Raw genomic sequence first — 23,167 nt, forward strand, 5'->3', positions numbered from 1 at the left:
GCGTTACCCCTTCGTGCCGCAGGCGGCGTCCTTCAGGTCGAGAACGTGGCCGTCGTTGTATTTCGCGATGATGTTGTGGAAGAGCCGCGGATCCACCGACGAGAAGTAGCGCACGGGCGCCTTCTCGCTCGGCTGCGCGACGGTGCCGTATACGGTCGCGTCGAGCCGATCGGGCGACGCCTTCACCTTCTGCACCCATGCGTCGAACTGCTCGCGCGGCTCGGCGAGCGTGCGGAACTTCATGTCGGAGAAGCCGCGGCCGCTGAAGTTGGCGGACGTGCCCGCGTAGTCACCCGCTTCGTCGGCGATCAGGTGCAGGCGCGTCTGCATGCCGGCCATCGCGTAGACCTGGCCGCCGAGCTGCGGAATGAAGAACGAGTTCATCACCGAATCCGACGTGATGCGGAAGTTCACCGGCGTGCCGACCGGAATCGCGAGCTGGTTCACCGACGCAATGCCGAGTTCCGGATAGATGAACAGCCACTTCCAGTCGAGCGCGACGACCTCGACATCGATCGGCTTCACCGACGACTCGAGCGGCTTGTACGGATCGAGCTCGTGTGTGGTTTTCCACGTGAGCACGCCGAGGAACAGGATGATCAACGTCGGCACCGTCCAGATCACGACCTCGATCGCGGTCGAGTGCGACCAGTTCGGCGCGTAGGTGGCGTTGCGGTTCGATGCGCGGTAACGCCACGCGAACCACAGCGTGAGCAGGATCACCGGTACGACGACGACCAGCATCGCCCATGTCGAGGTGGCGATCAGCGCCTTTTCGGCGGCGCCGACACTTCCTTTCGGATTTAGTACATCTAAATTACAACCTGACAGGCTCAGCGCCGCGCCGATCGATATCAGCGCCGTCCAGCCTTTTGAAGCTCTTCTTTTCATCACACAGCCCGAGGGTCATTGAATCCGTTGCGTATGCCCGATGCGCATTCGATCCACGAAAGTGGCCGAATCATACGTCGCGCGAGTGCGATGAAAAACCGGTGGATGCGGCAAATCATCATTGCAGAATCTGTTGTGAGACAGATTGTCGCGGGGCAATTTCACGCAGCCGAAAAGCCGGCCGAAGACCGGGCGACAACGTTCGGGCGTTCGCGCCCGCCAAGATGGATGCGCGCACAACGACCGCATCGTCGTGCGATGCAGCCGTCGTGCGCGAGGTCATGCGATTCAGCCGTGCGCCGATGCCATGAACGCCGGCTGCGCCGGTGCAACGCCGCCCCCGGCCGGGAGCTTCGAACGGCTGGCGTCGTCGATCAGCCGTGCGACGGTCGGATCGATCGCGTCGGTGAACGGCTTCGGATCGACGCCGACCATCAGCACGATCAGCGCGAGCGACGCGAACATCACGATCTCGCGGCGGCTCAAGTCGGCGAGCTTCGCGATGCGCGGGCTGGCGACCTTGCCGAACACGACGCGCTTGACCATCCAGAGCGTGTACGACGCGCTGAGAATCAGCGTGAGCGCCGCGATTGCGCCGATCCAGAAGTTGACGCGGATCGCGCCCATGATGACCATGAACTCGCCGACGAAACCCGACGTACCCGGCAGGCCGACGTTGGCCATCGCGAACAGCAGCGCGAACGTCGCGAAGCGCGGCATCACGCCCGCCACGCCGCCGTATGCGTCGATCTCGCGCTGCTTCGTGCGATCCACCAGCACGCTCACGCAGAGCAGCATCGCGCCCGCGACGAAGCCGTACGACACGAGCTGCACGATCGCGCCTTCGACGCCGATCTGGTTGAACAGGAACAGCCCGAGCGTGACGATCCCCATGTGCGCGACCGTCGAATACGCGAGCAGCTTGCCGAGGTCGGTCTGCGCGAGTGCGATCAGGCTCGCGTAGACGATCGCGAACAGCGACAGCGCGATCACGGCCGGCGCGAAGAAGTGGCTCGCGTCCGGCGTGATCGGCAGCGCGAAGCGCAGGAAGCCGTAACCGCCGAGCTTGAGCATCGCGAGCATCAGCGCGGCGCCCGTCGGGCCGTCCGTGTAGACGTCGCGTAGCCACGTATGCACCGGCCACATCGGCACCTTGACCGCGAACGCTGCGAAGAAGCCGAGAAACACCAGCAGCTGCGGCGCGAAGCCGAGTTGCAGCGTGCGCCATGCGTTCATGTCGAACGTGTGCGACTTCGCGAACAGGTACAGCATCGCCATCAACAGCAGCAGCGAACCCGCGAACGAGATGAAGAAGAATTTCACGGCCGCGTAGACGCGATGCTCCCTGCCCCACGTGCCGATCAGCAGGTACAGCGGAATCAGCGTGGCCTCGAAGAAGATGAAGAACAGCAGCCCGTCCTGCGCGACGAACACGCCTACCATCAGCCCCGACAGGATCAGGAACGACGCGTAGTACTGCGCGACGCGCACCGTGATCGATTCCCACGACGCGATGACGACGACGAGCGTCGTGAAGGCGGTCAGCACGACGAGCCATAGCGACGCGCCGTCGATCCCGACGCGCCAGCCGGCGTTGAAGGCCGCGAGCCAGTCGCGGGTTTCGGCGAACTGCATCGCGGCCGAGTGCGAATCGAAACCGGTGACGAGCGGCACGACGGCGGCCAGCCCCGCGAGTGCGCCGACGAGCGCAATCAGTCTCGTGCGATGCGGATAACGGTCGGAGCCGGCACGCAGCAGGCACGCGCCGAACAGGATCGGAACCCAGATCGCCAGGCTCAGAAAGGGAAAATCATGCATGTCAACAGGCCTTGAGAGGGTCGCGCGCTGTAGTGGGAACAGACGTGACGATGGGAACGAAATCAAATCGACAGCTAGATTTCGTGGATCGCCAATGTTGGCAAAATGTAAAGCGGAATCAGGGCAAAGCTTGATGCCGCTCAAACGCTATCGGGTTAACCAGCATAAGGCGGTTGATTATTTTTTGCAGCGCAGCAGAGCTTGGTTTTGCGTTCTGTAGGTAGGCTTTTGATTTTTATGAGTAATTTTTTGTAGTGCGGGGCAGTGTCGATGGCCCGAATGGGTGCGACGCCGCATTTTTTTCGCACACGCTGCGCGCCAATGCGCAAGGACAGAATGTAGGGAGCGATGAATGGGAGCGACTCGATCCTTACACGGGCGCTTTCATTTTTATTTCAGCGAGCGCCGGGCGCAGTGATTCGCAACCTCGGAGGTCGCCGCGTACGTCGGCGAGCCGGTCGATGGGGTGTCGCTCCGAAAGGACGGTCAGTACGGAATGCCCGAGCGGTCCGTCCGGAAAGGAAGCCGAAAAAGAAAAAGCCCCGCAAGTCCGAGAACTTGCGGGGCTTTGTCACCGCTTTTGGCGGAGACGGAGGGATTCGAACCCTCGATCCAGGTTTTGGCCCAGATGCTCCCTTAGCAGGGGAGTGCCTTCGACCTCTCGGCCACGTCTCCCAAACTTTCGCTCGCACCAGGGAGGCAGTGCGACGAGAACGAAATAATATAGGGTTTCGAACCGCTCGTCAATTTCCGTGATGCATTTTCTTCAATGCATCACAAATAATTCACGCCGCCTGCTCGAGTTCGAATGCCTTGTGCAGCGCGCGGACGGCCAGCTCCATGTACTTCTCGTCGATCAGCACCGAAATCTTGATTTCGGACGTCGAGATCATCTGGATGTTGATGCCCTCTTCCGACAGCGTGCGGAACATCTTGCTCGCGACGCCCACGTGCGAACGCATGCCGACGCCGACGACCGACACCTTCGACACCTTCGGGTCGCCCTGCACGCGCTCGGCGCTCACATGGCCCTTCACCTGGTTGGTGAGGATGTCCATCGCCTTCTGGTAATCGCCGCGACCGACCGTGAACGTGAAGTCGGTCTTGCCCTCGACGCTCTGGTTCTGGATGATCATGTCGACGTCGACGTTCGCGTCGGCGACCGGGCCGAGGATCTGATACGCGATGCCCGGCTTGTCGGGCACGCCCATCACCGCAATGCGTGCTTCGTCGCGCTGGAACGCGATGCCGGAAATGACTGCCTTTTCCATGGTCTCGTCTTCTTCAAAAGTAATCAGGGTGCCCGAGCGCATTTCTTCGTCGAGCGCAATCAGCGGATCGGTCAGGCTCGACAGCACACGCGTCTTCACCTGGTATTTGCCGGCGAATTCGACCGAGCGGATCTGCAGGACCTTCGAGCCGAGGCTGGCCATTTCCAGCATTTCCTCGAACGTCACGCGGTCGAGGCGTCGCGCCTCTTCGACCACGCGCGGGTCGGTCGTGTAGACGCCGTCAACGTCCGTGTAGATCAGGCACTCTTCGGCATCCAGCGCGGCCGCGACCGCCACCGCCGACGTGTCCGAGCCGCCGCGGCCCAGCGTCGTGATGTGGCCGTCCGGATCGACGCCCTGGAAACCCGTGATGATCACGACCTTGCCGGCGTTCAGATCGGCCTTCACCCGCTCGTCGTCGATCGAGTGGATACGCGCCTTCGTGTACGCGTTGTCCGTCTTGATCGGCACTTGCCAGCCGGCATAGCTCACGGCTTCGACGCCGATTTCCTGCAGCGCGATCGACAGCAGGCCGACGCTGACCTGCTCGCCGGTCGACGCGATCATGTCGAGCTCACGCGGGCTCGGCTGGCTCGAAATCTCTTTCGCGAGACCGAGCAGACGGTTGGTTTCGCCGGACATCGCGGACGGCACGACCACCATCTGGTGCCCGGCCTGATGCCATTTTGCGACGCGTTTCGCGACGTTCTTGATGCGCTCGACCGAGCCCATCGAAGTGCCGCCGTATTTGTGTACGATGAGTGCCATTGTCGTTCTGAACTGGAGGAGAAGCCGCACGGGCGCGCTGGGCAGGCCGCGTTGCCGTTCGGTCACGCGGCTTGTGGCTGTGGACGGACGACGAGGGGGACGGCTGGGACGCAACACGCAAGCGTGACGGATTTTGCCCGGAAGGCCGATCAGGCCGCGCAAACCGGGTACGTCACGCGGAAAACCTGCACAAAACGCTCAAAAATCGAGCCGAGCAAACGTCCGAGCGTACCCGATAGAGGCCCGCTTGACAAGCCGCTCGCCCGTTTGGCAGGCGTTCCGGCGCTGTTTACCAAATGGTGAAAACCGGCGCGCGATCGCGCAGCCGCCAGCCTGCCGCCGCTACGCGATCAGCAAGTCGGGACGCCACTCGATCCGGCGCCACCCGCCTTCGCCGGCAAGCCCATCGCCATGATTCACGCCGAGCCGCGGGACGTAGACGAGCCGGTCGCCCGCGAACAGCAGCGGCACGTCGCGCTGCCAGGCCGGCACGCCGCGCTCCTGGAACAGGTTCTTCAGCGTGCGTCCCGGGCCGCCGGGCGACGTACGCAGCCGCTCGCCGCCCGCCCGGGCGCGCACGACGAGCGTTGCACCGCGCAGCAGCGCCTCCGGCACCGCCCCGTCGCTGCCGGCCTCGGCCGGCCCGAACACGAACGTGCCGCGCCACGCCGGCACGTGCCAGACTTCCTGTCCGTCCCAAGCGAGCGAGGCCTCCGGACGCGGCATCCCGGTGCCATCGTCGGCCGGGTCGGCACTGTCGCCGGCCTCCCAGTACACGACATCCCGATACAGCCGCAGGCACTGCCCCGCGTGATCGACCCGCAGCGCATGCGCGTCGTGCGCATCGCGCAGTTGCCGCATCATGTTCGCGAGCCGGCCTGCCGACGCACCGGGCAAGCCGAGTCGGCGCATCCAGAAACGCAGCAGGTTCGCGCCGCGCGTGTCGTCGAACGCGACCAGCGCTTCGCGCGACAGCGCGCGGCCGTCGTCGCGCGCGGCGCCGGCGAAATCCAGTTCTGCCAGGTCGTCGAGCAGCCGCTGCGCGGCGGCCGCATGCTGGGCCGCACGGCCCAGCGCATCGCGAAAACCGGGGAAGTGCATGGCGAGCGCGGGCAGCACGTCGATGCGCAACGCATTGCGCGCGTAGCGCGTGTCGGCGTTCGATTCGTCGTCGATCCACGCGAGCTCACGCTGCGCCGCGTAGCGCTCCAGTTGGGCACGCAACAATCGCAGGAACGGCCGCACGCGCTCGACGCTCGCGCCGTCGGGGCGATAGCGCGGCGCCATTGCGGCCAGGCCGGCGATGCCCGCGCCGCGCAACAGTTGCAGCAGCACGGTCTCGGCCTGGTCGTCCGCGTGCTGCGCGACCCACAGCCCCGCCACGCCGTGACGTTCGCACATCGCATCGAGCGCCGCATAGCGACGCTCGCGGGCGCTCGCCTCGATGCCGAGGCCGCTGTCGCGCGGCACGTCGACACGCTCCGATTCGAACGTGACACCGAGTCGCTCGGCCGTCGCTTGCGCATGCGCAACCCACGCGTCGGCGTTCGCACTCAGGCCGTGATGCACGTGCAGCGCGACGCAGCGCGACGCGCCGGCCACGCGCACGGCCGCATCGAGCAGCACGGTCGAGTCGAGGCCGCCGCTGTACGCGATCGCGATGCGCGCATCGGCCGGCAGATCGGCAAGCGCAACGCCGACCGCATCGAGTACGACGCGGTCGGCGAAGAGTTCGGTCGGGGGGATCACGAGACGGACGCGCGCCGGACGGCGCGCGATATGAACACGCCGGTCATGCGCCGGGCGTGGTTTCCTTGAACTTGCCGTAGGCCATCAGGCGCTCGAAGCGGCGCTCGCGCAGCGCATCGATGCTCATGCCCTGGAACTGGCGCAGCGAATCGGCAAGCGCGCGGCGCAGCAGCGCGGCCATGCCCTTCGGATCGCGGTGCGCGCCGCCGAGCGGCTCGTTGATGATCTTGTCGATCAGGCCGAGCGCCTTCAGGCGATGGGCGGTCAGGCCCAGTGCTTCCGCGGCCTCGGGCGCCTTCGCGGCACTCTTCCACAGGATCGACGCGCAGCCTTCCGGCGAGATCACCGAGTAGGTCGAGAACTGCAGCATCATCACGGTGTCGGCCACGGCGATCGCGAGCGCACCGCCCGAACCGCCCTCGCCGATCACGGTCGTGATGATCGGCGTCTTCAGCTCCGCCATCACGTACAGATTGCGGCCGATCGCTTCCGACTGGCCGCGCTCTTCCGCGCCGATGCCCGGATAGGCGCCCGGCGTATCGACGAACGTGAAGATCGGCAGCCCGAACTTCTCGGCGAGACGCATCAGGCGCTCGGCCTTGCGATAGCCTTCCGGACGCGGCATCCCGAAGTTGCGCGCCGCGCGCTCCTTGGTGTCGCGGCCCTTCTGGTGGCCGATCACCATGCACGGATGGCCGCCGAAGCGCGCGAGACCACCGACGATCGACAGGTCGTCCGCGAATGCGCGGTCGCCATGCAGCTCGTGAAAATCGGTAAACAGTTCCGCAACGTAATCGAGCGTGTACGGACGCTGCGGATGACGCGCGATCTGCGAGACCTGCCACGGCGACAGGTTCGCGTAGAGGTCCTTCGTCAGTTGCTGGCTCTTCTTCGACAGCCGCTCGATTTCTTCCGAAATATCGACAGCCGAGTCGTCCTGCACGAATCGCAACTCCTCGATCTTGGCCTCGAGTTCGGCGATCGGCTGTTCGAAATCCAGAAACGTGGTCTTCATGTGTTCGAATCCTTGGGTCTTGCGGCAGCGCGTATTCTACCCGCGCGGGCGATGTGCAAAACCGGCTCTCAACTATTGATGTTTAAAACCCGATAGCCATCAATCGGCGTCGGGCGCGTCGAGGCTGCGCCACATGTACCAGGTCGCGACGGTACGCCACGGCTCCCAGTTGGCGGCCACCTCGCGCGCCTCACTGCGCGTGACGGGCTCCCCGCTGAAGTAATTGACGCTGATCGCGCGGATCAGGCCCGGATCGTCGAGCGGCAGCACGTCCGGCCGCGACAGGTTGAAGATCAGGAACATCTCGGCCGTCCAGCGACTGATGCCGCGGATCTGCGTGAGTTCCGCGATCACGTCCTCGTCGTCCATCGACGTCCATTTGTCGACGTGCAGCGCGCCGGACACGAAGTGTTGCGCGAGATCGAGAATGTATTCCGTCTTGCGCTTCGACAGCCCGCATGCGATCAGCTTGTCCGCGCCGAGCCGGATGACCGGCTGCGGCGCGAGTTTCGGACACGCATCTTCAATGCACGCCCACAGCGCCTGCGCGGACGACACCGAGATCTGCTGGCCGACGACCGAACGCGCGAGCGTGACGAACGGGTCGCCGCGCTTCACGAGATGCGCGGGACCGAACTTCGGGATCAGTTTCTTCAGGATGCGGTCGCGCTTGACGAGATCGGCGCACGCCTTGTCCCAGTAGGCAGGACGCACAACGCCATCGGCGCCGTCGGCTGCCACCTCGGATGCTCGCACCTTGCGCACCGCGTCGGCGGCCGCCATCGCGGCCTCCGGCTGCGCCGCGTCCGCGCTCTTCGCGCGCGCGGGCCTCGCATGACCGTTGAGCGCGCCGTTCGGCACGGCGCGCGTCGCGTCCGTCTTCGCCGCCGGCGCGCGCCTGGCTGCCGGACGCGCGGCGACCTGGGTCGCGCGCCTGACCGGCGCTTTTCTTGCCGTTGCCATCTTGCCTCCTACCTGACGGATCGGTCAGTGGAACGCGCCGCGCTCATACGCGACGCCATTCGGTCGATCCGCCCGGTTTGTCTTCAAGAGCGATGCCGGCGTCGAGCAGTTCCGCCCGAATCCGGTCCGCTTCGGCATAGTCCTTCGCTTGTTTCGCCGCGACACGCGCGGCGATCTTCGCTTCGATCTCGTCGGCTGCGAGCCCGCCCGCCTGCGCGGCACCGGTGGCCTGCTGCAGGAACGCGCGCGGTTCGCGGCCGAGCAGGCCCAGCAGGCCCGCCAGTTGTTTCAGCTGCCGCGCGAGCGATGCATCGCGCGTGCGGTTGACCTCGCCCGCCAGTTCGAACAGCGTCGCCACCGCGACCGGCGTGTTGATGTCGTCGTTCATCGCGGCCGCGAAACGCTGCGCGTGCGGCTCGTTCCAGTCGAGCGCGAGCGCGTCGGGCTCGACATCCTTCAATGCCGTGTACAGGCGCGTGAGCGACGCGCGCGCATCGTCGAGATGCACGTCGCTGTAATTGAGCGGCGACCGGTAGTGCGTGCGCACGATGAAGAAGCGCATGACCTCGGCGTCGTACCGCTCGAGCACTTCGCGGATCGTGAAGAAGTTGCCGAGCGATTTCGACATCTTCTCGTTGTCGACCTGCACGAAGCCGTTGTGCATCCAGTAATTGACGAACGTCTGGCCGGTCGCGCCTTCGCTCTGCGCGATTTCGTTCTCGTGGTGCGGGAATTGCAGATCCTGCCCGCCGCCGTGGATGTCGAAATGCTCGCCGAGCAGCGTGCAGCCCATCGCGGAGCACTCGATGTGCCAGCCCGGCCGGCCCATCCCGTACTTCGATGCCCACGACGCACCTTGCGGGTCGTCCGCCTTCGCGCGCTTCCACAACACGAAATCGAGCGGATCTTCCTTCGCGTCGTTCGCGGCCACGCGCTCGCCCGCGCGCAGGTCGTCGAGCGACTTGCCCGAGAGCTTCCCGTAGTTCGCGAACTTGCGCACCGAATAATTGACGTCGCCGTCGGCCGCCTGGTACGCGTAGCCGTTCGTCTCGAGCTTCTCGATCATCCCGAGCATCTGCGGAATGAACTGCGTCGCGCGCGGCTCGATGTCGGGCCGCTGGATGCCGAGCGCGGCTTCATCCTCGTGCATCGCGCCGATGAACCGGTCGGTCAGCGACTTGATCGTCTCGCCGTTCTCGAGCGCGCGGCGGATGATCTTGTCGTCGATGTCGGTGATGTTGCGCACGTACGTGACCCGATAGCCGATCGCACGCAGCCAGCGCTGGACGAGGTCGAACACGACCAGCATGCGCGCGTGGCCCACGTGACAATAGTCGTAGACGGTGATCCCGCATACGTACATCCGCACTTCGCCGGACTGGCGCGGCACGAAGACTTGCTTGTCACGCGCGAGCGTGTTGTAGATGCGCAGTGATTCCATAGAGATGAACCGTGAGCCGAAGGAAACCGCCCTGGCGAGGCTCGCCCAGCATGCGAAACGGAAGCACCACCTGCTGCGGCACGACGCCGGGTGTCCTCGGTATCACATGGGGCGGTCAGGCTGCAAGCACAGCGGTGACGGCCACGAGAGGCAAAGAAAGACTGTCTACGGCTCGCCGGAACGCGCAGACGTTTTGTTAGAATGGCTCGGAGTATAACATTCCGATTTACGCCTATGAAACCTCATCGCGGCCGCGCGCCGAGCGCTGCGACCCTCGTTGCGACCGCCGTCATGGGCGTCGCACTGACGCTTTTCGCGGCCCCCGCGGCACATGCGCAGAAGGCCCCGGCCACCGCCGACGGCACGCCCGAAATCGACGCGTCGATCACCGGCAAGCAGTGGAAGCAGGCGCTCGCGCAACTCGACGCGCGCATCGCGGCGAATCCGCACGACGTGCAGGCGCAGTTCAAGCGCGGCACCGTGCTCGCCCGCCTGAACCGCGACGACGACGCGATCCAGCAGTTCGTCGCGATCACGCAGGCCTACCCCGAACTGCCCGAGCCGTACAACAACCTCGCGGCGCTCTACGCGAAGCACGGCCGCTACGACGAAGCGCGCAGCGCGCTCGTCACCGCGACGCAATCGAACCCGAGCTACTCGCTTGCATACGAGAACCTCGGCGATCTCTACCTGCGCCTCGCGGCCGAATCGTACAAGCGTGCGCAATCGCTCGGCCGCACGAGCGGCGCGACCGCGCAGCGCCTCGCCGATCTGCAGAAGATCGTGTCGCCGCCGAAAGCCGCGCCGAACGCCCGCGCGGTGAAGCCGGCCACGCGCGAGTACACCGATCGCGCCGCCGCGAACGTGAGCACCACCACGCTGCCGATGTCGCCGACGTTCCAGTTCAGCGGTCCGTCGGGCGCTCTGGCGGCGCCGTACGTCGCGCCGTCGCAATAAGCGGCGCGGCCTTCTTTCTCTCCCAACCTGAGGATCGCAATGAAACGTCTGTTGCTGGCGCTTGGCGGCGCCGCCCTTCTCGCGACCGCGCCTGCTTTCGCGCAATCGGCTACCGCGCACCCCGTCGTGCAGCTGAAGACCTCGCAGGGCGACATCCGCGTCGAGCTCTACCCGGAAAAGGCGCCGAAGACGGTCGCCAACTTCCTCGATTACGTGAAGGCCGGCCAGTACAACGGCACGATCTTCCATCGCGTGATCAAGGGCTTCATGATCCAGGGCGGCGGCTACAAGACCAACTTCGAGGAGAAGCCGACCCGCGCGCCGATCCCGCTGGAAAGCCGCAATGGTCTGAAGAACCTGACGGGCACGATCGCGATGGCGCGTACCAGCGATCCGAATTCGGCCACCGCGCAGTTCTTCATCAACACGGTCGACAACGGCGGCCTCGACTACCCCAACCCGGACGGCAACGGCTATGCGGTGTTCGGCAAGGTCGTGTCGGGCCTCGACGTCGTGAAGAAGATCGAAGGCGTGGCGACGACCTCGCGCGGCCCGATGCAGGACGTGCCGGCCCAGCCGGTCTTGATCGAATCGGCCAGCATCGTCTCGAAATAAGCACGTGCCGGCACGTCCGGCGCCACACGCGGCCGCGTCGCACGACCGGCCGCGTGCCATTTAAACCGCCTTACCGAAGGAATTCATCATGGTTGAACTGCACACGAACCACGGCGTAATCAAGCTCGAGCTGGACGCCGCGAAGGCACCGAAGACGGTCGAGAACTTCCTCAACTACGTGAAGAAGGGCCACTATGACGGTACGGTGTTCCACCGCGTGATCAACGGCTTCATGATTCAAGGCGGCGGCTTCGAGCCGGGCCTGAAGCAGAAGCCGACCGACGCGCCGATCGACAACGAAGCGAACAACGGCCTGAAGAACGACAACTACACGGTCGCGATGGCGCGCACGAACGATCCGCACTCGGCGACCGCACAATTCTTCATCAACGTGAACGACAACGACTTCCTGAACCACTCGTCGCCGACGCCGCAGGGCTGGGGCTACGCGGTGTTCGGCAAGGTCGTCGAAGGCCAGGACGTGGTCGACAAGATCAAGGGCGTCAAGACGGGCAACGCGGGCTTCCACCAGGACGTGCCGACCGATGATGTCGTGATCGAAAAGGCCGTGGTGGTCTGACGCACGGTTGTTACGGAGGCACTTCGATGTTGCAGGAGAGTCCGCCGCGAAGCGTCTCCGCGGGCGTGCCGGGCGAGCGCGAATACGCTCAAGCCGCACGCCCGTTCCTGTTTCTGTCCGATCTGCACCTGAGCGAGGCGATTCCGAAGACGGTCGCCGCGTTCGAGCATTTCGTGAAATACACGGCCGACAGCGCCGACTCGGTGTTCATCCTCGGCGACCTGTTCGAATACTGGATCGGCGACGACGTGCTCGACGACGATCCGTTCGCTGCACGCATGGCCGCGCTGATGCATACGTTCTCGGAGCGCGGCATCGCGCTCTACGTGATGCACGGCAATCGCGATTTCCTGCTCGGCCGGCGCTTCATGAAGGCGGCCGGCGCGATGCTGCTGCCCGACCCCGCGCTGATCATGGCGTTTGGCCAGCGCATCGTGCTCGCGCACGGCGACGCGCAATGCACGGCCGATCGCGGCTATCAGGTGTTCCGGCGGTTCGCGCGCAATCGCGTCGCGCAGGCGCTGTTTCTCGTATGGCCGTTCCGCTGGCGCCGTGCGCTCGCCGAGCGGATGCGCTCGAACAGCGAAGCGGGCCGGATGCGCCCCGTTTCGGCGATCTACGATGTCACGCGTGAAGGCGTGGCGGCGCTGTTCAAGAAGAGTCGCGCGAGTGTGATCATTCACGGCCACACGCATCGCCCCGCGCGCCACCTCGAACCGGGCGGGATTCGCTGGGTACTGCCCGACTGGGATCTCGACCACGGCCCGCGGCGCGGCGGCTATCTGCGCGTCGACGCCGAGGGCATCCACGCGATGCCGCTCGACTGACGCGATTGGTACGATCGGCGCGACTGTCGCTGCCGGCAGGCGCCGGCAAGCGCCGCGTTACGACTGGCGCTCGACCGCCTTGCCTTCCAGCACCGCCGACAGCCTGCGCAAATCGAGACGCGCCGCGTCCGCGCCCTGCAGCGTTTCCAGATGCGTGCCGAGTTGCTCCAGCGCCGCGACGATCTCGTCGACGCGCCGGCTTTCCTTCGCGGCGTGATCGATCAGCCCGTGAATCGCGAGCGACATCGGGTCGTCCGCGTTCGGCGTGATCCCGTATGCGCAGAACGCGGCGCGCTCGGGCTGCGGCTTCGGTTGCGCCGGCATCACGATGCGCGCCGGATTGCCGACCGCGGTGCCGCCTGCCGGCACCGGCTTCACGACGACCGCGTTCGAGCCGATCTTCGCACCCGCGCCGACCGTGAAACCGCCGAGCACCTTCGCGCCCGCGCCGACGATCACGCCGGCCTCGAGCGTCGGATGGCGCTTCGCGCCGCGCGTGAGCGACGTGCCGCCGAGCGTCACGCCCTGATAGATCGTGCAGTCGTCGCCGATGATCGCGGTTTCGCCGATCACGACACCCATCCCGTGATCGATGAACACGCGCCGGCCGATCGTCGCGCCCGGGTGAATCTCGATCCCCGTCAGGAAGCGTCCGGCCTGCGACGCGAAGCGGGCGAGCCAGTAGCGTTTCGCGCGCCAGCATGCATGGGCGAAACGATGGAGCACGAGCGCGTGCAGCCCCGGATAACAGGTCAGCACTTCCCAGGCACTGCGAGCGGCGGGATCCCGCTCGCGAATCGTCGCAACGTCTTCGCGCAGTCTAGTGAACATGATCTGGTCTGGGCTGGGGAAAAGGCCGGGCGTTATCGCGCCGGGTCATTTGCTTATGATGTCCGGCGATTGTAGGGCCAGTCGCGCGAGGCCGCACAACGTCGCCCGTTCACCCCGCCGGCGGCACGGGTATTCACGCGGGGCGCCCGTTGTCGCCGACCGACACGACCGCCGGTGGATTCGCGCAGGCCGGGCCGCAGTAATCGGGCGGCCGATGCGACGCGGCTGCGGCAGACGAAACGCGGCGGCCAAACGCGCAAGCGGCCGGCCGCCAGCCTACCGGCCGCTTACGCGTCGCCGGCAGGCGTACCCGACTTCAGCAGGATGTGCTTCGCGATGCCGCGCAGGATGTTGACTTCCTCGCGCTCGAGGCCCGTGCGCGCGAACAGGCGCCGCAGCCGCGGCATCAGCTTCTTCGGGTTGCGCGGGTCGAGGAAATCCAGTGCGACCAGCGCGTTCTCGAGGTGCGCGTACATCCGCTCGATCTCATCGCTCTGCGCGAGCGTGCCGACCTCGGCCTGCGCGTGGTGCAGCCCGCTCCCCTGCTCCAGGAACGCGACGCGCAGCTCGTACGCGAGCACCTGTATGGCCTGCGCGAGGTTCAGCGAGCTGTAGGCCGGATTCGCCGGGATGTGCGCGAGCGCGCTGCATTGCTCGACGTGCTCGTTCGCGAGGCCCGTGCGCTCGTTGCCGAACACGAGAGCGATATCGCCGGCGCCGACCTGCATGCACGCCTGCTCGGCGGCCGCGCGCGGCGCCAGCCGCGGCGGCCCGTATTCGCGTGTGCGGGCGGTCAGCGCGATCGACCAGTGGACGCCGGACAGCGCGTCGCCGAGCGTGGGCACGACATGCGCGGAGGCCAGGACGTCGTCGGCGCCGCTCGCCATCGCGATCGCCTCGGGGTCGTCCTGCACGTGCGGCACGCGCGGCGCGACCAGCACGAGCCGGGAGAAACCCATCGTCTTCAGCGCGCGGGCGGCCGCCCCGACATTGCCGGGATGGCTCGGCTCGACGAGCACGAAACGGGTGGACGTGAAACCGCCGGACGGCGGCGGGGACGAGGCCGCGCCGGATTCGGACGGCGCGGCGGGGTTCAGCGGAGTTTCCACTACATGTGACTCGGTTCATCGGAATGGCCGTATGGTAGCGCCATCGCCCCGGCAAACCCACCCGTCCGGACGGCCAGTGGGGTTTCCCCGCATCCCGGTCACCTTAAACGCTCGAAAATCGGGTAAAATCATGCGCTTACGCGTCGCATCTCGTGCCACGCGGTCGTACCCCGCTCTTTGTCAATTCGCGTCTCATCTCGCCCGGCACGTTTTGCGCCGTTCCAGGCGGTGTGTTCCACTTCGTGGCGGCCCGTGCCGCCGGCTACAGGATCCAGCTCATGCATCCCATGCTCAATATTGCTGTCAAGGCTGCGCGCCGCGCCGGACAGATCATCAACCGCGCCTCGCTCGACCTCGACTTGATCGAGATCCGCAAGAAGCAGCAGAACGACTTCGTCACCGAAGTGGACAAGGCCGCCGAAGAGGCGATCATCGAGACGCTGAAGACCGCCTACCCCGACCACGCGATCCTCGCGGAAGAATCGGGCGAATCCGAGAACGAATCCGAATTCAAGTGGATCATCGATCCGCTCGACGGCACGACCAACTTCATCCACGGGTTCCCGTACTACTGCGTGTCGATCGCGCTCGAGCACAAGGGCGTCGTCACGCAGGCCGTCGTCTACGATCCGAACAAGAACGACCTGTTCACGGCGACCCGCGGTCGCGGCGCGTACCTGAACGACCGCCGCATCCGCGTCGGCCGTCGCGACCGCCTGGCGGACGCGCTGGTCGGCACCGGCTTCCCGTTCCGCGAGAAGGACGGCCTCGACGCCTACGCGCGCCTGTTCACCGAAATGACCCAGGCCTGCACGGGCCTGCGTCGTCCGGGCGCGGCAGCCCTCGACCTCGCGAACGTCGCGGCCGGCCGTCTCGACGCATTCTTCGAGCAAGGCATCAACGTGTGGGACATGGCGGCAGGCAGCCTGCTGATCACCGAAGCCGGCGGCCTCGTCGGCAACTACACGGGCGACGCCGACTTCCTGCATCGCCATGAGATCGTCGCGGCGAACCCGAAGATCTACGCGCAGATGATCCCGATCCTGAACCGCTACAGCCGCGTGCATCCGGCAGCGGAATAAGCCCGGGCCGCGCCCGCGCGGCACGGCTTGCGCATCAACCACGCGCTGGCAGCGTCATGATGGAGCGCTCGTTGCCTTTCCGTTGTCCGGCGAGCGAAGTAATCTTCTCCACGGAGCGGACGCTTCCGGCGGCCGTCCCGACCTTGCCCGAGTGGCCCGGCCTGACCGGTGTACCGCCGCGCGTGCCGCGCTTTCCGATGCCGGATGATCGGCTTCGGGAATGCCCCGGCAGCGCACGCCGCCGCCGGCGCGCCGGCCCCCGCCTGTCTCAACACCGCCACGACTGCGTGGCGACCGTATCCGAATACTCATGTTACGGCTAAGCGAACTGAAACTCCCGCTCGATCACCCCGAGAGCGCTCTCGAAGCCGCGATTCGCGCGCGCCTCGAGGAGCTTGGCGTGGCGGCTGACGGGCTCCTCCGTTACACGGTGTTCCGCCGTGCGCACGATGCGCGCAAGCGCTCCGACATCAAGCTCACGTATATCGTCGATGTCGAGGTGAAGGACGAAGCGTCCGTGCTTCCGCGCCTCGCCGTCACGCCGCATTGCGGCGTGACGCCCGACATGGCGTACCACTTCGTCGCGAAGGCGCCCGAGCACGGCAATTTCCTGCGCCCCGTCGTCATCGGCATGGGGCCGTGCGGCCTGTTTGCCGGGCTGATCCTCGCGCAGATGGGGTTCCGTCCGATCATCCTCGAGCGCGGCAAGGCCGTGCGCGAGCGCACCAAGGACACCTTCGGCCTGTGGCGCAAGAGCGTCCTCAATCCCGAGTCCAACGTGCAGTTCGGCGAAGGCGGGGCCGGGACGTTCTCCGACGGCAAGCTATACAGCCAGATCAAGGATCCGCACCACTACGGCCGCAAGGTGCTGGACGAATTCGTCAAGGCCGGCGCGCCGGAGGACATCCTGTATCTGAGCCGGCCGCACATCGGCACGTTCCGCCTCGTCAGCATGGTGGAAAAGATGCGCGCGACCATCCACGAACTGGGCGGCGAAGTGCGCTTCGAAAGCCGGGTCGAGGACATCGAGATCGATCAGGGCAAGGTGCGCTCGCTGAAGCTGTCGAACGGCGAAACGCTGCGCTGCGACCACGTCGTGCTGGCCGTGGGCCACAGCGCGCGCGACACGTTCCAGATGCTGCACGATCGCGGCGTCTACGTCGAAGCGAAGCCGTTCTCGCTGGGCTTCCGGATCGAGCATCCGCAGGGGCTGATCGATCGCAGCCGCTTCGGCAAGTTCGCGGGCCACAAGCAACTCGGCGCGGCCGACTACAAGGTGGTCCACCACTGCAGCAACGGACGCGCGGTCTACAGCTTCTGCATGTGCCCGGGCGGCACGGTGGTCGCGGCGACTTCCGAGCCGGGCCGCGTGGTCACCAACGGCATGAGCCAGTATTCCCGCGCCGAGCGCAACGCGAACGCGGGCATCGTCGTCGGCATCACGCCGGAAGACTATCCGGGCGGCCCGCTCGCGGGCATCGCGTTCCAGCGCAAGTGGGAAGAGCGCGCGTTCGAACTCGGCGGCGGCGATTACAGCGCGCCGGGCCAGCTGGTCGGCGACTTCATCGCGGGCCGGCCGTCGACGTCGCTGGGCTCCGTGGTGCCGTCGTACAAGCCTGGCGTGCGCCCGACCGATCTCAGCACCGCGTTGCCCGACTACGTGATCGAAGCCATTCGTGAAGCGCTGCCGCAGATCGACAAGAAGATCGCCGGTTTCGCGATGCACGATGCGGTGCTCACCGGCGTGGAGACGCGCACGTCGTCGCCGATCCGGATCCGTCGCAAGGACGATTACCAGAGCGTGAACGTCGAAGGGCTGTATCCGGCCGGCGAAGGCGCCGGGTATGCGGGTGGCATCTACTCGGCGGCGATCGACGGGATCGAAGTCGCGCAGGCGGTGGCGCTCGATCTGGTGTCGGGGCGCGGGTCCTGATTGGTTGAGGAGACTCGGCGCATGCGGGTCGGTGCGCCGGGTGAAGCCGGATTTCAAATCCTGTCCGGGAAACGGAGCGAATCGCTGGGTTGGGCCGCCGGCTACCGATGGCAATCGGCGGCTACGGGCTGAACGGGGAACGTCGCGCTTGTTCGCGCTGAGCGCAAGCCTACGCCAAGACCTACGCTGCCCGTTGGGAGATGGGCCGTTACCGACCCTTCTCTGTCGTTCCACTCAGGCCGCCGTAGCGACCGCTATCGTGTGTAAAGCGGCCTCTGCCTGCCCGCGCGGGCGGTTTTTGCGCTCATGCAATGAGCCGGGCCCATCAGTCGTCCACGCATCATCCAGAGGTTGCTCGGGGCGAACAGCGTATGCAATTGCTGCGTGTTCTTCATCGGCCGCGATAGCGCACCGTCAGATGCCACCGTGCGCGGCGATGAACATGGCGACGGCCGACCGGCAATAGGATTCGATTTCGTTGTCGTCCTCTGCTCTCGCCTCATCGAAGCGTGCGATAAGCAGGAGATCGGATCCTTTGAAAAGCGCGGCAAACAATCGGGCGGACTGGAGAGCATCGGGCACGTTCAGCATCCCTTTAGCGTGCAACTGACGCAACACGGCCTCGATGTGGGCGATGACATGGGCCGGCCCGGCTTCGTAATGGAGCTTGCTTAACGACTTTTGATTCGTCTTGTCGGCCAAAACCATGGCTTCGACACTGCGGACGTCCGGGCTCAACAGCGTGCGAAGCAGGGAGGCCCCGACCGCCACCAGCTGATCTTCGGCCGAACCGTCAACGCCTTCAGAAAGGGCCTGCGGTGCAAATTGATCGCAGCGGGCCACCATGGCCGCGCTGAACAGCGCCTCCTTGTTCTCGAAGTGCCGATAGATGCTCAGCTTGGATATCTTCGCCCGCTGCGCGACCTTGTCCATGGTCGTCGCTTGAAAACCCAATTCCACAAAGAGTCCGCAGGCCGCGTCGACAATCGTTTGGCGAAGCGCCTCGTTGGCGGGCCGACCGCGCCGGCCCTGGCTGTTTTCAGTCACGGTAATTCCAGTACTTGACAGTATTCAAATTCTCGGATTAGGATACCACTGAGTATCGTAATATGCAAATCAAGGGCAGGTTTGAAACGGTTGTCCAGATCTGGTTTCCCCGGGCAGCCCGGCGATATCGAGCGGCATTGTCGAGCTGGTCAATACAGCATGGGCAACTTTCTCGCCAATGCCGAAGCCCTGCTCGCTGACCGTCTCAAGCGCGTATCGCCGGACGATATTGCACACCGCGCGCAGCCCGCCTCCATCCACAATACGGAGTCCTCACCATGTACGACGTCATCATCATCGGCGGCAGCTTTGCCGGCCTGGCCGCCGCCCTGCAGCTCGGCCGTGCCCGCCGCAAGGTCACCGTTCTCGATACCGGCCGGCCGCGCAATCGCTTTGCCGGCCACTCGCATGGCCTGCTCGGCCACGATCACAAGCCGCCACTCGACATCCTGGTCGAGGCGCGCCAGCAGCTGGCGCGCTATCCAACAATCAGGCTGGTCGATGCCCGGGCCGAGAGCGTGTCTGGCGCCATCGACGATTTCTGCGTCGTCACTGACGATAACGAAAGCCTAAGGGCGCGCCGCCTGATCCTGAGCTATGGCGTCGCCGACCAGATGCCGGATGTTCCGGGCTTTGCCGAAAGCTGGGGCACGTCCATCGTGCCCTGCCCGTATTGCGACGGCTTTGAAGTCGCCGGCCTGCATTGGGGCCTTGTCTGGTCCAGCCCGCAGTCGTACCAGTCTGCCAAGTTGTTCCGCGATTGGACTGACAAGTTGACTGTCTTCGCCGATGGGCATGACATTGCGCCCGATATCCAGGCCGATCTGGCGCGCCGCAACATACCTGTCGTCGATGGCCGGATCATCGAGGTCGCCCACCAGAAAGGCCATATCACCACCGTCAATCTCGATACCGGTCGCAACGTGGCGGTCGACGTCCTGTTCGCCAATCCGCGCAACAAGCCGTCGGCAAGCCTGCATGAATCACTGGGCCTCGCCACGGTGGATACGCCCACCGGCATCGTTCTCAAGGTTGACGAGCGCCGCCAAACCAGCATGCCCGGCATCTACGCCGCTGGCGACCTCGCCACGCCCTTCTTGCCATCGGTTACCCAGGCATCCTCGCAGGGCGCGATGGCGGGCATCTTCGCCCAGCAGTCGATGGTGGTTTGAGAGCACAGATTCCCTTCTCTTGTTGCGTCGCCGCCTTCGAAAAGGTTGGCGTAGATCGACGCGCTGAAGGGTGGATCGTCGAGTCAAGGAGAATGAAATGAACGCGTCCCACCCACGCACGTGAGAGCAAGAGAGGGGTGGATCCTCACGGGCCAACGGCATCGATGTGCCCAGGTGGAAAATGCACGCATTTCCCGGCAACCGGAGGATCCACGATGAACAGTATGGCCGTGGGCGTCGATATCGCCAAGAACGTGTTCCAGGTGCATTACGTTGATCAGGCAAGCGGCGAGATCGTGAACAAGGCGATCAAGCGTGCGAAGTTTCTGGAGCACTTCGCCAATCGTGAGCGGTGCGTAATTGGGATGGAGGCGTGTGGCGGTGCGCACCACTGGGCGCGAGCGCTGAAGCGGATGGGTCACGAGGTTAGGCTGATGCCGGCGGAGTTCGTGAAGGCATTCAATATCCGCAACAAGAACGATGCGGCAGACGCGCGAGCGATCTGGCTGGCGGTACAGCAGCCGGGCAAGCCGATAGCGGTGAAGACGGAAATGCAGCAGGCGATGTTGGCGCTGCACCGGATGCGGGAGCAGTTGGTGAAGTTCCGCACGATGCAGATCAACGGGCTGCGTGGACTGCTGACGGAATACGGCGAGGTGATGAGCCGCGGCCGGGCGGCACTGGACAAGGAGATACCGGCGGCGCTTGGCCGGATCGCGGAGCGTCTGCCAGCGGCACTGATCGATACGTTGCGCGAACAGTGGAATGGGTTGGCGCGACTTGACGAACAGATTGCCGAGATCGAGCGACGCATGCGCGATTGGAAGAAGGAAGACCGAGCAGTGCAAGCAATCAGTGAGATTCCTGGCGTGGGGTTGCTGACGGCGACCGCGGCAGTGGCCATGATGGGCGATCCGAAAGGGTTCAGATCAGGACGGGAATTTGCGGCGTGGGCGGGTTTGGTGCCCAAGCAGACAGGCTCTGGCGGCAAGGTGAACCTGCACGGAATCAGCAAGAGAGGCGACACGTATCTGCGCACGTTGCTGATTCACGGCGCGCGCAGCGTACTCACCCACGCGAAGGAGCCGGGGCCGTGGGTCGAGCAGATCAAGAAGCGACGACCAACGAATGTCGTGATCATCGCGTTGGCCAACAAGATGGCGCGGACGATCTGGGCGGTACTCGCTCATGAGCGAGCGTATCGGAAGGACTACGTCAGCATGAAACCAGCCTGATCGGTTCATGCGAGGTAGAAGATCAACATTTACAGGGTGAACGTCGAAAGGTTGCGCAGCAATCGAGTGTGATGACGAGCCAGGTAGGACCTGGGCCCGCCAAGCCTGAATGTCACCAAGAGCTTTGAGCTCGTTAGGAGAATGAGGCGCGGGCCAGCGGATTTCATAGGGGCCCGCAGCGGCAGTATCGACTGCATCAAGGCCGGATATAGAGCTGCAGCCATCCTGTCTGTCGGAACACACGAGAACTGTTGCAAACGGGACGCGTTCATATAGATGACATGGCAAAGCAAAGTGCGGATCAGGTGGGTGACTGGAATGGTCAAAGCGGGGAGCGCTGGGTCGCCAACCAGGCCCGGCTCGACGCTCTGGTGGCGGTGTTCGGCCAGGCCGCGATAGAAGCCGCCGCGCCCGCGACGGGCGAGCGCGTGCTAGACATCGGCTGCGGCGCGGGCGCGTCGACTCTGGCTCTGGCAGCCCGCGTCGGCGCGGGGGGCCAAGTGCTGGGCGTGGACATATCCGAACCGCTGATCGACCGAGCGCGCGCGCTTGCGCGACACGATACGCCGGTCCTGTTTCAGGTGGCCGACGCCAGCAGCGCAGAGCTGCCCGAGGGCGCGTTCGATATCCTGTTCTCGCGTTTCGGCGTGATGTTCTTCGACGATCCGACAGCGGCGTTCGCCCATATGCGACGCGCACTCCGGCCGGGCGGCCGGGTCGCCTTCGTCTGCTGGCGCGGTGCGGCTGAGAACGATTGGATGCGCGTGCCGGTGGGCGCGCTCAAGGGCATCCTCCCGCCGAGTGCGCTGCCCGATCCCGAAGCGCCCGGCCCGTTTTCGTTCGGCGACCGGGAGCGCGTGGCACGCATCCTGACGACGGCCGGCTTTACCGATATCGCTATCTCGCCCTTCGACGCGGCCGTCCGATTCGGCGAGGGCGAAACGCGGGACGCTGCGATCGACGACGCAGTGAAGATGACGCTTGAGGTCGGCCCGCTGTCGCGCGCGCTCGCTGATCAGCCCGACGACATCCGCGCCCGCGCCTCGGCCGCGGTTCGTGCCGCCTTCGCGGGCCTCCCCGGCGACCGGTCGGTGATGATCAACGGCGCGGCGTGGATCGTCATGGCACGCAATCCGGCAAGCTGACAGGTTACGTCGACCAATGTGTCAGAACCGGCAACTCCTCGTGTCTCGGGGAGGGGCTACCTTGAGCGCCGAACGGCCGGAACGCGGCGCTGATTGGCCATTGAGGGCGAAAAGAGCAGTGGCTCTTGATGGCCGCGCCCTGACGCTGACGCATGTAACGGTCGCTAGTCCCCCTTGTCCATGCGCAGCCGCCCAATCATGAAGCGCAGCTACACCCGGGAGCGTCTTTACGTTTGACCTGGTGGGTTCGAAAGGTCGGCGATAAGCTATCCGAAAACCCGAGCCCATACCACCCGAAGGCGTCGCGCGCGGTCTTCGAAGAGATATGAGGCCGCCAGCGTCAACAGACCTGAAATGGCACCCGTCACGATGTGCTCGACATAGGGGATACGGTAGTGACTCGTGTGCGAGTAGGCGTCGCCCAACGTTGTCAGGATGCCGACGATCAGCGCATTGCCGTATCGATTCCCATAGAGTTTCGCCACGGGCGTGAACGTCAAAAGTACAGCCAGGAGTCCCGTAAGCAGACCTGTATGAAATGCAATAGTCCAGTGCGCAACGCTCGTGATATTGCCCCAGCTCCCCGGCATGCAGGTCATGCACGCACTGGTGGGCTGCCAGAAACGCTGGATAAACAGTCCGACGCGGTGCTTCCACTCGATTGACATGATGCATTCCCGTCAATGCCGTCGCCACGGCCCTACGCCCCGCAATCGCC

20 protein-coding genes, 1 tRNA gene and 1 pseudogene are annotated in these 23,167 nt (G+C 65.1%); 10 read left to right on the plus strand and 12 right to left on the minus strand.

What is annotated here, in order from left to right; translation table 11 throughout:
- Window positions 1-3: 3 nt before the first annotated feature.
- The 4 genes from cyoA to FFI87_RS10610 all read right to left on the minus strand — a co-directional run bounded on the left by cyoA (window position 4) and on the right by FFI87_RS10610 (window position 4,748).
- Window positions 4-891 carry a ubiquinol oxidase subunit II gene (cyoA, locus tag FFI87_RS10595; protein ID WP_138847495.1) on the minus strand — a complete coding sequence of 296 codons (888 nt, stop codon included), beginning with the start codon at window positions 889-891 and terminating at the stop codon, window positions 4-6.
- A gap of 288 nt (window positions 892-1,179) precedes the next feature.
- A complete protein-coding gene (locus FFI87_RS10600; RefSeq protein ID WP_138847494.1) occupies window positions 1,180-2,709 on the minus strand; it encodes a NuoM family protein in 1,530 nt (509 codons plus the stop codon).
- A gap of 581 nt (window positions 2,710-3,290) precedes the next feature.
- Window positions 3,291-3,384, minus strand: a tRNA-Ser gene (locus tag FFI87_RS10605).
- Window positions 3,385-3,494: 110 nt separating this feature from the next.
- Entirely contained in the window at window positions 3,495-4,748 is a 1,254-nt protein-coding gene (locus FFI87_RS10610) for an aspartate kinase (protein ID WP_006753708.1), read from the minus strand.
- Between FFI87_RS10610 and FFI87_RS35335 the strand changes: the two are divergent.
- Window positions 4,731-4,968: pseudogene (locus FFI87_RS35335) on the plus strand (hypothetical protein); the annotation flags it as partial. The gene FFI87_RS10610 and the pseudogene FFI87_RS35335 overlap by 18 nt on opposite strands.
- Before the next feature lie 122 nt (window positions 4,969-5,090).
- Here the strand turns inward: FFI87_RS35335 and tilS are convergent.
- From tilS to cysS, 4 genes are all read right to left on the minus strand, one after another.
- Window positions 5,091-6,497, minus strand: coding sequence for a tRNA lysidine(34) synthetase TilS (gene tilS / locus FFI87_RS10615; protein WP_138847493.1), 1,407 nt, complete (start codon window positions 6,495-6,497; stop codon window positions 5,091-5,093).
- 43 nt (window positions 6,498-6,540) lie between these two features.
- A complete protein-coding gene (locus tag FFI87_RS10620) occupies window positions 6,541-7,512 on the minus strand; it encodes an acetyl-CoA carboxylase carboxyltransferase subunit alpha (protein ID WP_006478433.1) in 972 nt (323 codons plus the stop codon).
- 99 nt (window positions 7,513-7,611) lie between these two features.
- Window positions 7,612-8,475, minus strand: a complete 864-nt coding sequence (locus FFI87_RS10625; RefSeq protein ID WP_138847492.1) for a DNA-3-methyladenine glycosylase family protein — start codon at window positions 8,473-8,475, stop codon at window positions 7,612-7,614.
- 43 nt (window positions 8,476-8,518) lie between these two features.
- Window positions 8,519-9,916 carry a cysteine--tRNA ligase gene (gene cysS / locus FFI87_RS10630; RefSeq protein ID WP_006751620.1) on the minus strand — a complete coding sequence of 466 codons (1,398 nt, stop codon included), beginning with the start codon at window positions 9,914-9,916 and terminating at the stop codon, window positions 8,519-8,521.
- Window positions 9,917-10,150: 234 nt separating this feature from the next.
- Between cysS and FFI87_RS10640 the strand changes: the two genes are divergently transcribed.
- The 4 genes from FFI87_RS10640 to FFI87_RS10655 all read left to right on the plus strand — a co-directional run bounded on the left by FFI87_RS10640 (window position 10,151) and on the right by FFI87_RS10655 (window position 12,895).
- A complete protein-coding gene (locus FFI87_RS10640) occupies window positions 10,151-10,873 on the plus strand; it encodes a tetratricopeptide repeat protein (protein WP_041489829.1) in 723 nt (240 codons plus the stop codon).
- A gap of 39 nt (window positions 10,874-10,912) precedes the next feature.
- Window positions 10,913-11,488, plus strand: a complete 576-nt coding sequence (locus FFI87_RS10645; protein WP_006760912.1) for a peptidylprolyl isomerase — start codon at window positions 10,913-10,915, stop codon at window positions 11,486-11,488.
- A gap of 88 nt (window positions 11,489-11,576) precedes the next feature.
- Window positions 11,577-12,068, plus strand: a complete 492-nt coding sequence (locus tag FFI87_RS10650) for a peptidylprolyl isomerase (protein ID WP_006478428.1) — start codon at window positions 11,577-11,579, stop codon at window positions 12,066-12,068.
- Window positions 12,069-12,094: 26 nt separating this feature from the next.
- Window positions 12,095-12,895, plus strand: coding sequence for a UDP-2,3-diacylglucosamine diphosphatase (locus FFI87_RS10655; RefSeq protein ID WP_012364187.1), 801 nt, complete (start codon window positions 12,095-12,097; stop codon window positions 12,893-12,895).
- Window positions 12,896-12,952: 57 nt separating this feature from the next.
- On the opposite strand, the gene cysE is transcribed toward FFI87_RS10655, so the two are convergent.
- Both cysE and FFI87_RS10665 read right to left on the minus strand, forming a co-directional pair.
- Entirely contained in the window at window positions 12,953-13,726 is a 774-nt protein-coding gene (gene cysE / locus FFI87_RS10660) for a serine O-acetyltransferase (protein WP_006751614.1), read from the minus strand.
- Window positions 13,727-14,013: 287 nt separating this feature from the next.
- Window positions 14,014-14,835: an RNA methyltransferase gene (locus FFI87_RS10665; RefSeq protein ID WP_012364188.1), complete on the minus strand. Its 822-nt coding sequence runs from the start codon at window positions 14,833-14,835 to the stop codon at window positions 14,014-14,016.
- A gap of 278 nt (window positions 14,836-15,113) precedes the next feature.
- On the opposite strand from FFI87_RS10665, the gene FFI87_RS10670 reads away from it, so the two are divergent.
- Together FFI87_RS10670 and FFI87_RS10675 are read left to right on the plus strand one after the other, a co-directional pair.
- Window positions 15,114-15,917: an inositol monophosphatase family protein gene (locus FFI87_RS10670; RefSeq protein ID WP_006751612.1), complete on the plus strand. Its 804-nt coding sequence runs from the start codon at window positions 15,114-15,116 to the stop codon at window positions 15,915-15,917.
- Window positions 15,918-16,227: 310 nt separating this feature from the next.
- The gene (locus FFI87_RS10675) at window positions 16,228-17,850 is read left to right on the plus strand and encodes an NAD(P)/FAD-dependent oxidoreductase (protein WP_138847491.1); all 1,623 of its coding nucleotides are present in this window, start codon (window positions 16,228-16,230) and stop codon (window positions 17,848-17,850) included.
- Window positions 17,851-18,264: 414 nt separating this feature from the next.
- Here FFI87_RS10675 and FFI87_RS10680 read toward each other — a convergent pair whose 3' ends face one another.
- Complete coding sequence (locus FFI87_RS10680) at window positions 18,265-18,897, minus strand: TetR/AcrR family transcriptional regulator (protein WP_138847490.1); 633 nt, start codon at window positions 18,895-18,897, stop codon at window positions 18,265-18,267.
- A 278-nt stretch (window positions 18,898-19,175) separates the two neighbouring features.
- Between FFI87_RS10680 and FFI87_RS10690 the strand changes: the two genes are divergently transcribed.
- The 3 genes from FFI87_RS10690 (at window position 19,176) to FFI87_RS10700 (ending at window position 22,449) form a co-directional block, all read left to right on the plus strand.
- Window positions 19,176-20,069 carry an NAD(P)/FAD-dependent oxidoreductase gene (locus FFI87_RS10690; protein WP_138847488.1) on the plus strand — a complete coding sequence of 298 codons (894 nt, stop codon included), beginning with the start codon at window positions 19,176-19,178 and terminating at the stop codon, window positions 20,067-20,069.
- A gap of 215 nt (window positions 20,070-20,284) precedes the next feature.
- On the plus strand, window positions 20,285-21,304 hold the full coding sequence (locus FFI87_RS10695; protein ID WP_138847487.1) for an IS110 family transposase: 1,020 nt from the start codon (window positions 20,285-20,287) through the stop codon (window positions 21,302-21,304).
- 281 nt (window positions 21,305-21,585) lie between these two features.
- Window positions 21,586-22,449 carry a class I SAM-dependent methyltransferase gene (locus FFI87_RS10700; protein WP_138847486.1) on the plus strand — a complete coding sequence of 288 codons (864 nt, stop codon included), beginning with the start codon at window positions 21,586-21,588 and terminating at the stop codon, window positions 22,447-22,449.
- 266 nt (window positions 22,450-22,715) lie between these two features.
- On the opposite strand, the gene FFI87_RS10705 is transcribed toward FFI87_RS10700, so the two are convergent.
- Window positions 22,716-23,117, minus strand: coding sequence for a hypothetical protein (locus tag FFI87_RS10705; protein WP_138847485.1), 402 nt, complete (start codon window positions 23,115-23,117; stop codon window positions 22,716-22,718).
- Between the last annotated feature and the right edge of the window lie 50 nt (window positions 23,118-23,167).

Source organism: Burkholderia sp. KBS0801, from assembly GCF_005937855.2.
GTDB classification, from domain to species: domain Bacteria; phylum Pseudomonadota; class Gammaproteobacteria; order Burkholderiales; family Burkholderiaceae; genus Burkholderia; species Burkholderia ambifaria.

Coding starts and splice junctions, on each gene's coding strand:
- cyoA (WP_138847495.1), bottom strand. CDS start 891: ATGAAAAGAAGAGCTTCAAAAGGCTGGACGGCGCTGATATCGATCGGC.
- FFI87_RS10600 (WP_138847494.1), bottom strand. CDS start 2,709: ATGCATGATTTTCCCTTTCTGAGCCTGGCGATCTGGGTTCCGATCCTG.
- FFI87_RS10610 (WP_006753708.1), bottom strand. CDS start 4,748: ATGGCACTCATCGTACACAAATACGGCGGCACTTCGATGGGCTCGGTC.
- FFI87_RS10620 (WP_006478433.1), bottom strand. CDS start 7,512: ATGAAGACCACGTTTCTGGATTTCGAACAGCCGATCGCCGAACTCGAG.
- FFI87_RS10625 (WP_138847492.1), bottom strand. CDS start 8,475: ATGGCAACGGCAAGAAAAGCGCCGGTCAGGCGCGCGACCCAGGTCGCC.
- cysS (WP_006751620.1), bottom strand. CDS start 9,916: ATGGAATCACTGCGCATCTACAACACGCTCGCGCGTGACAAGCAAGTC.
- FFI87_RS10640 (WP_041489829.1), top strand. CDS start 10,151: ATGAAACCTCATCGCGGCCGCGCGCCGAGCGCTGCGACCCTCGTTGCG.
- FFI87_RS10645 (WP_006760912.1), top strand. CDS start 10,913: ATGAAACGTCTGTTGCTGGCGCTTGGCGGCGCCGCCCTTCTCGCGACC.
- FFI87_RS10650 (WP_006478428.1), top strand. CDS start 11,577: ATGGTTGAACTGCACACGAACCACGGCGTAATCAAGCTCGAGCTGGAC.
- FFI87_RS10655 (WP_012364187.1), top strand. CDS start 12,095: ATGTTGCAGGAGAGTCCGCCGCGAAGCGTCTCCGCGGGCGTGCCGGGC.
- cysE (WP_006751614.1), bottom strand. CDS start 13,726: ATGTTCACTAGACTGCGCGAAGACGTTGCGACGATTCGCGAGCGGGAT.
- FFI87_RS10670 (WP_006751612.1), top strand. CDS start 15,114: ATGCATCCCATGCTCAATATTGCTGTCAAGGCTGCGCGCCGCGCCGGA.
- FFI87_RS10675 (WP_138847491.1), top strand. CDS start 16,228: ATGTTACGGCTAAGCGAACTGAAACTCCCGCTCGATCACCCCGAGAGC.
- FFI87_RS10690 (WP_138847488.1), top strand. CDS start 19,176: ATGTACGACGTCATCATCATCGGCGGCAGCTTTGCCGGCCTGGCCGCC.
- FFI87_RS10695 (WP_138847487.1), top strand. CDS start 20,285: ATGAACAGTATGGCCGTGGGCGTCGATATCGCCAAGAACGTGTTCCAG.
- FFI87_RS10700 (WP_138847486.1), top strand. CDS start 21,586: ATGGCAAAGCAAAGTGCGGATCAGGTGGGTGACTGGAATGGTCAAAGC.
- FFI87_RS10705 (WP_138847485.1), bottom strand. CDS start 23,117: ATGTCAATCGAGTGGAAGCACCGCGTCGGACTGTTTATCCAGCGTTTC.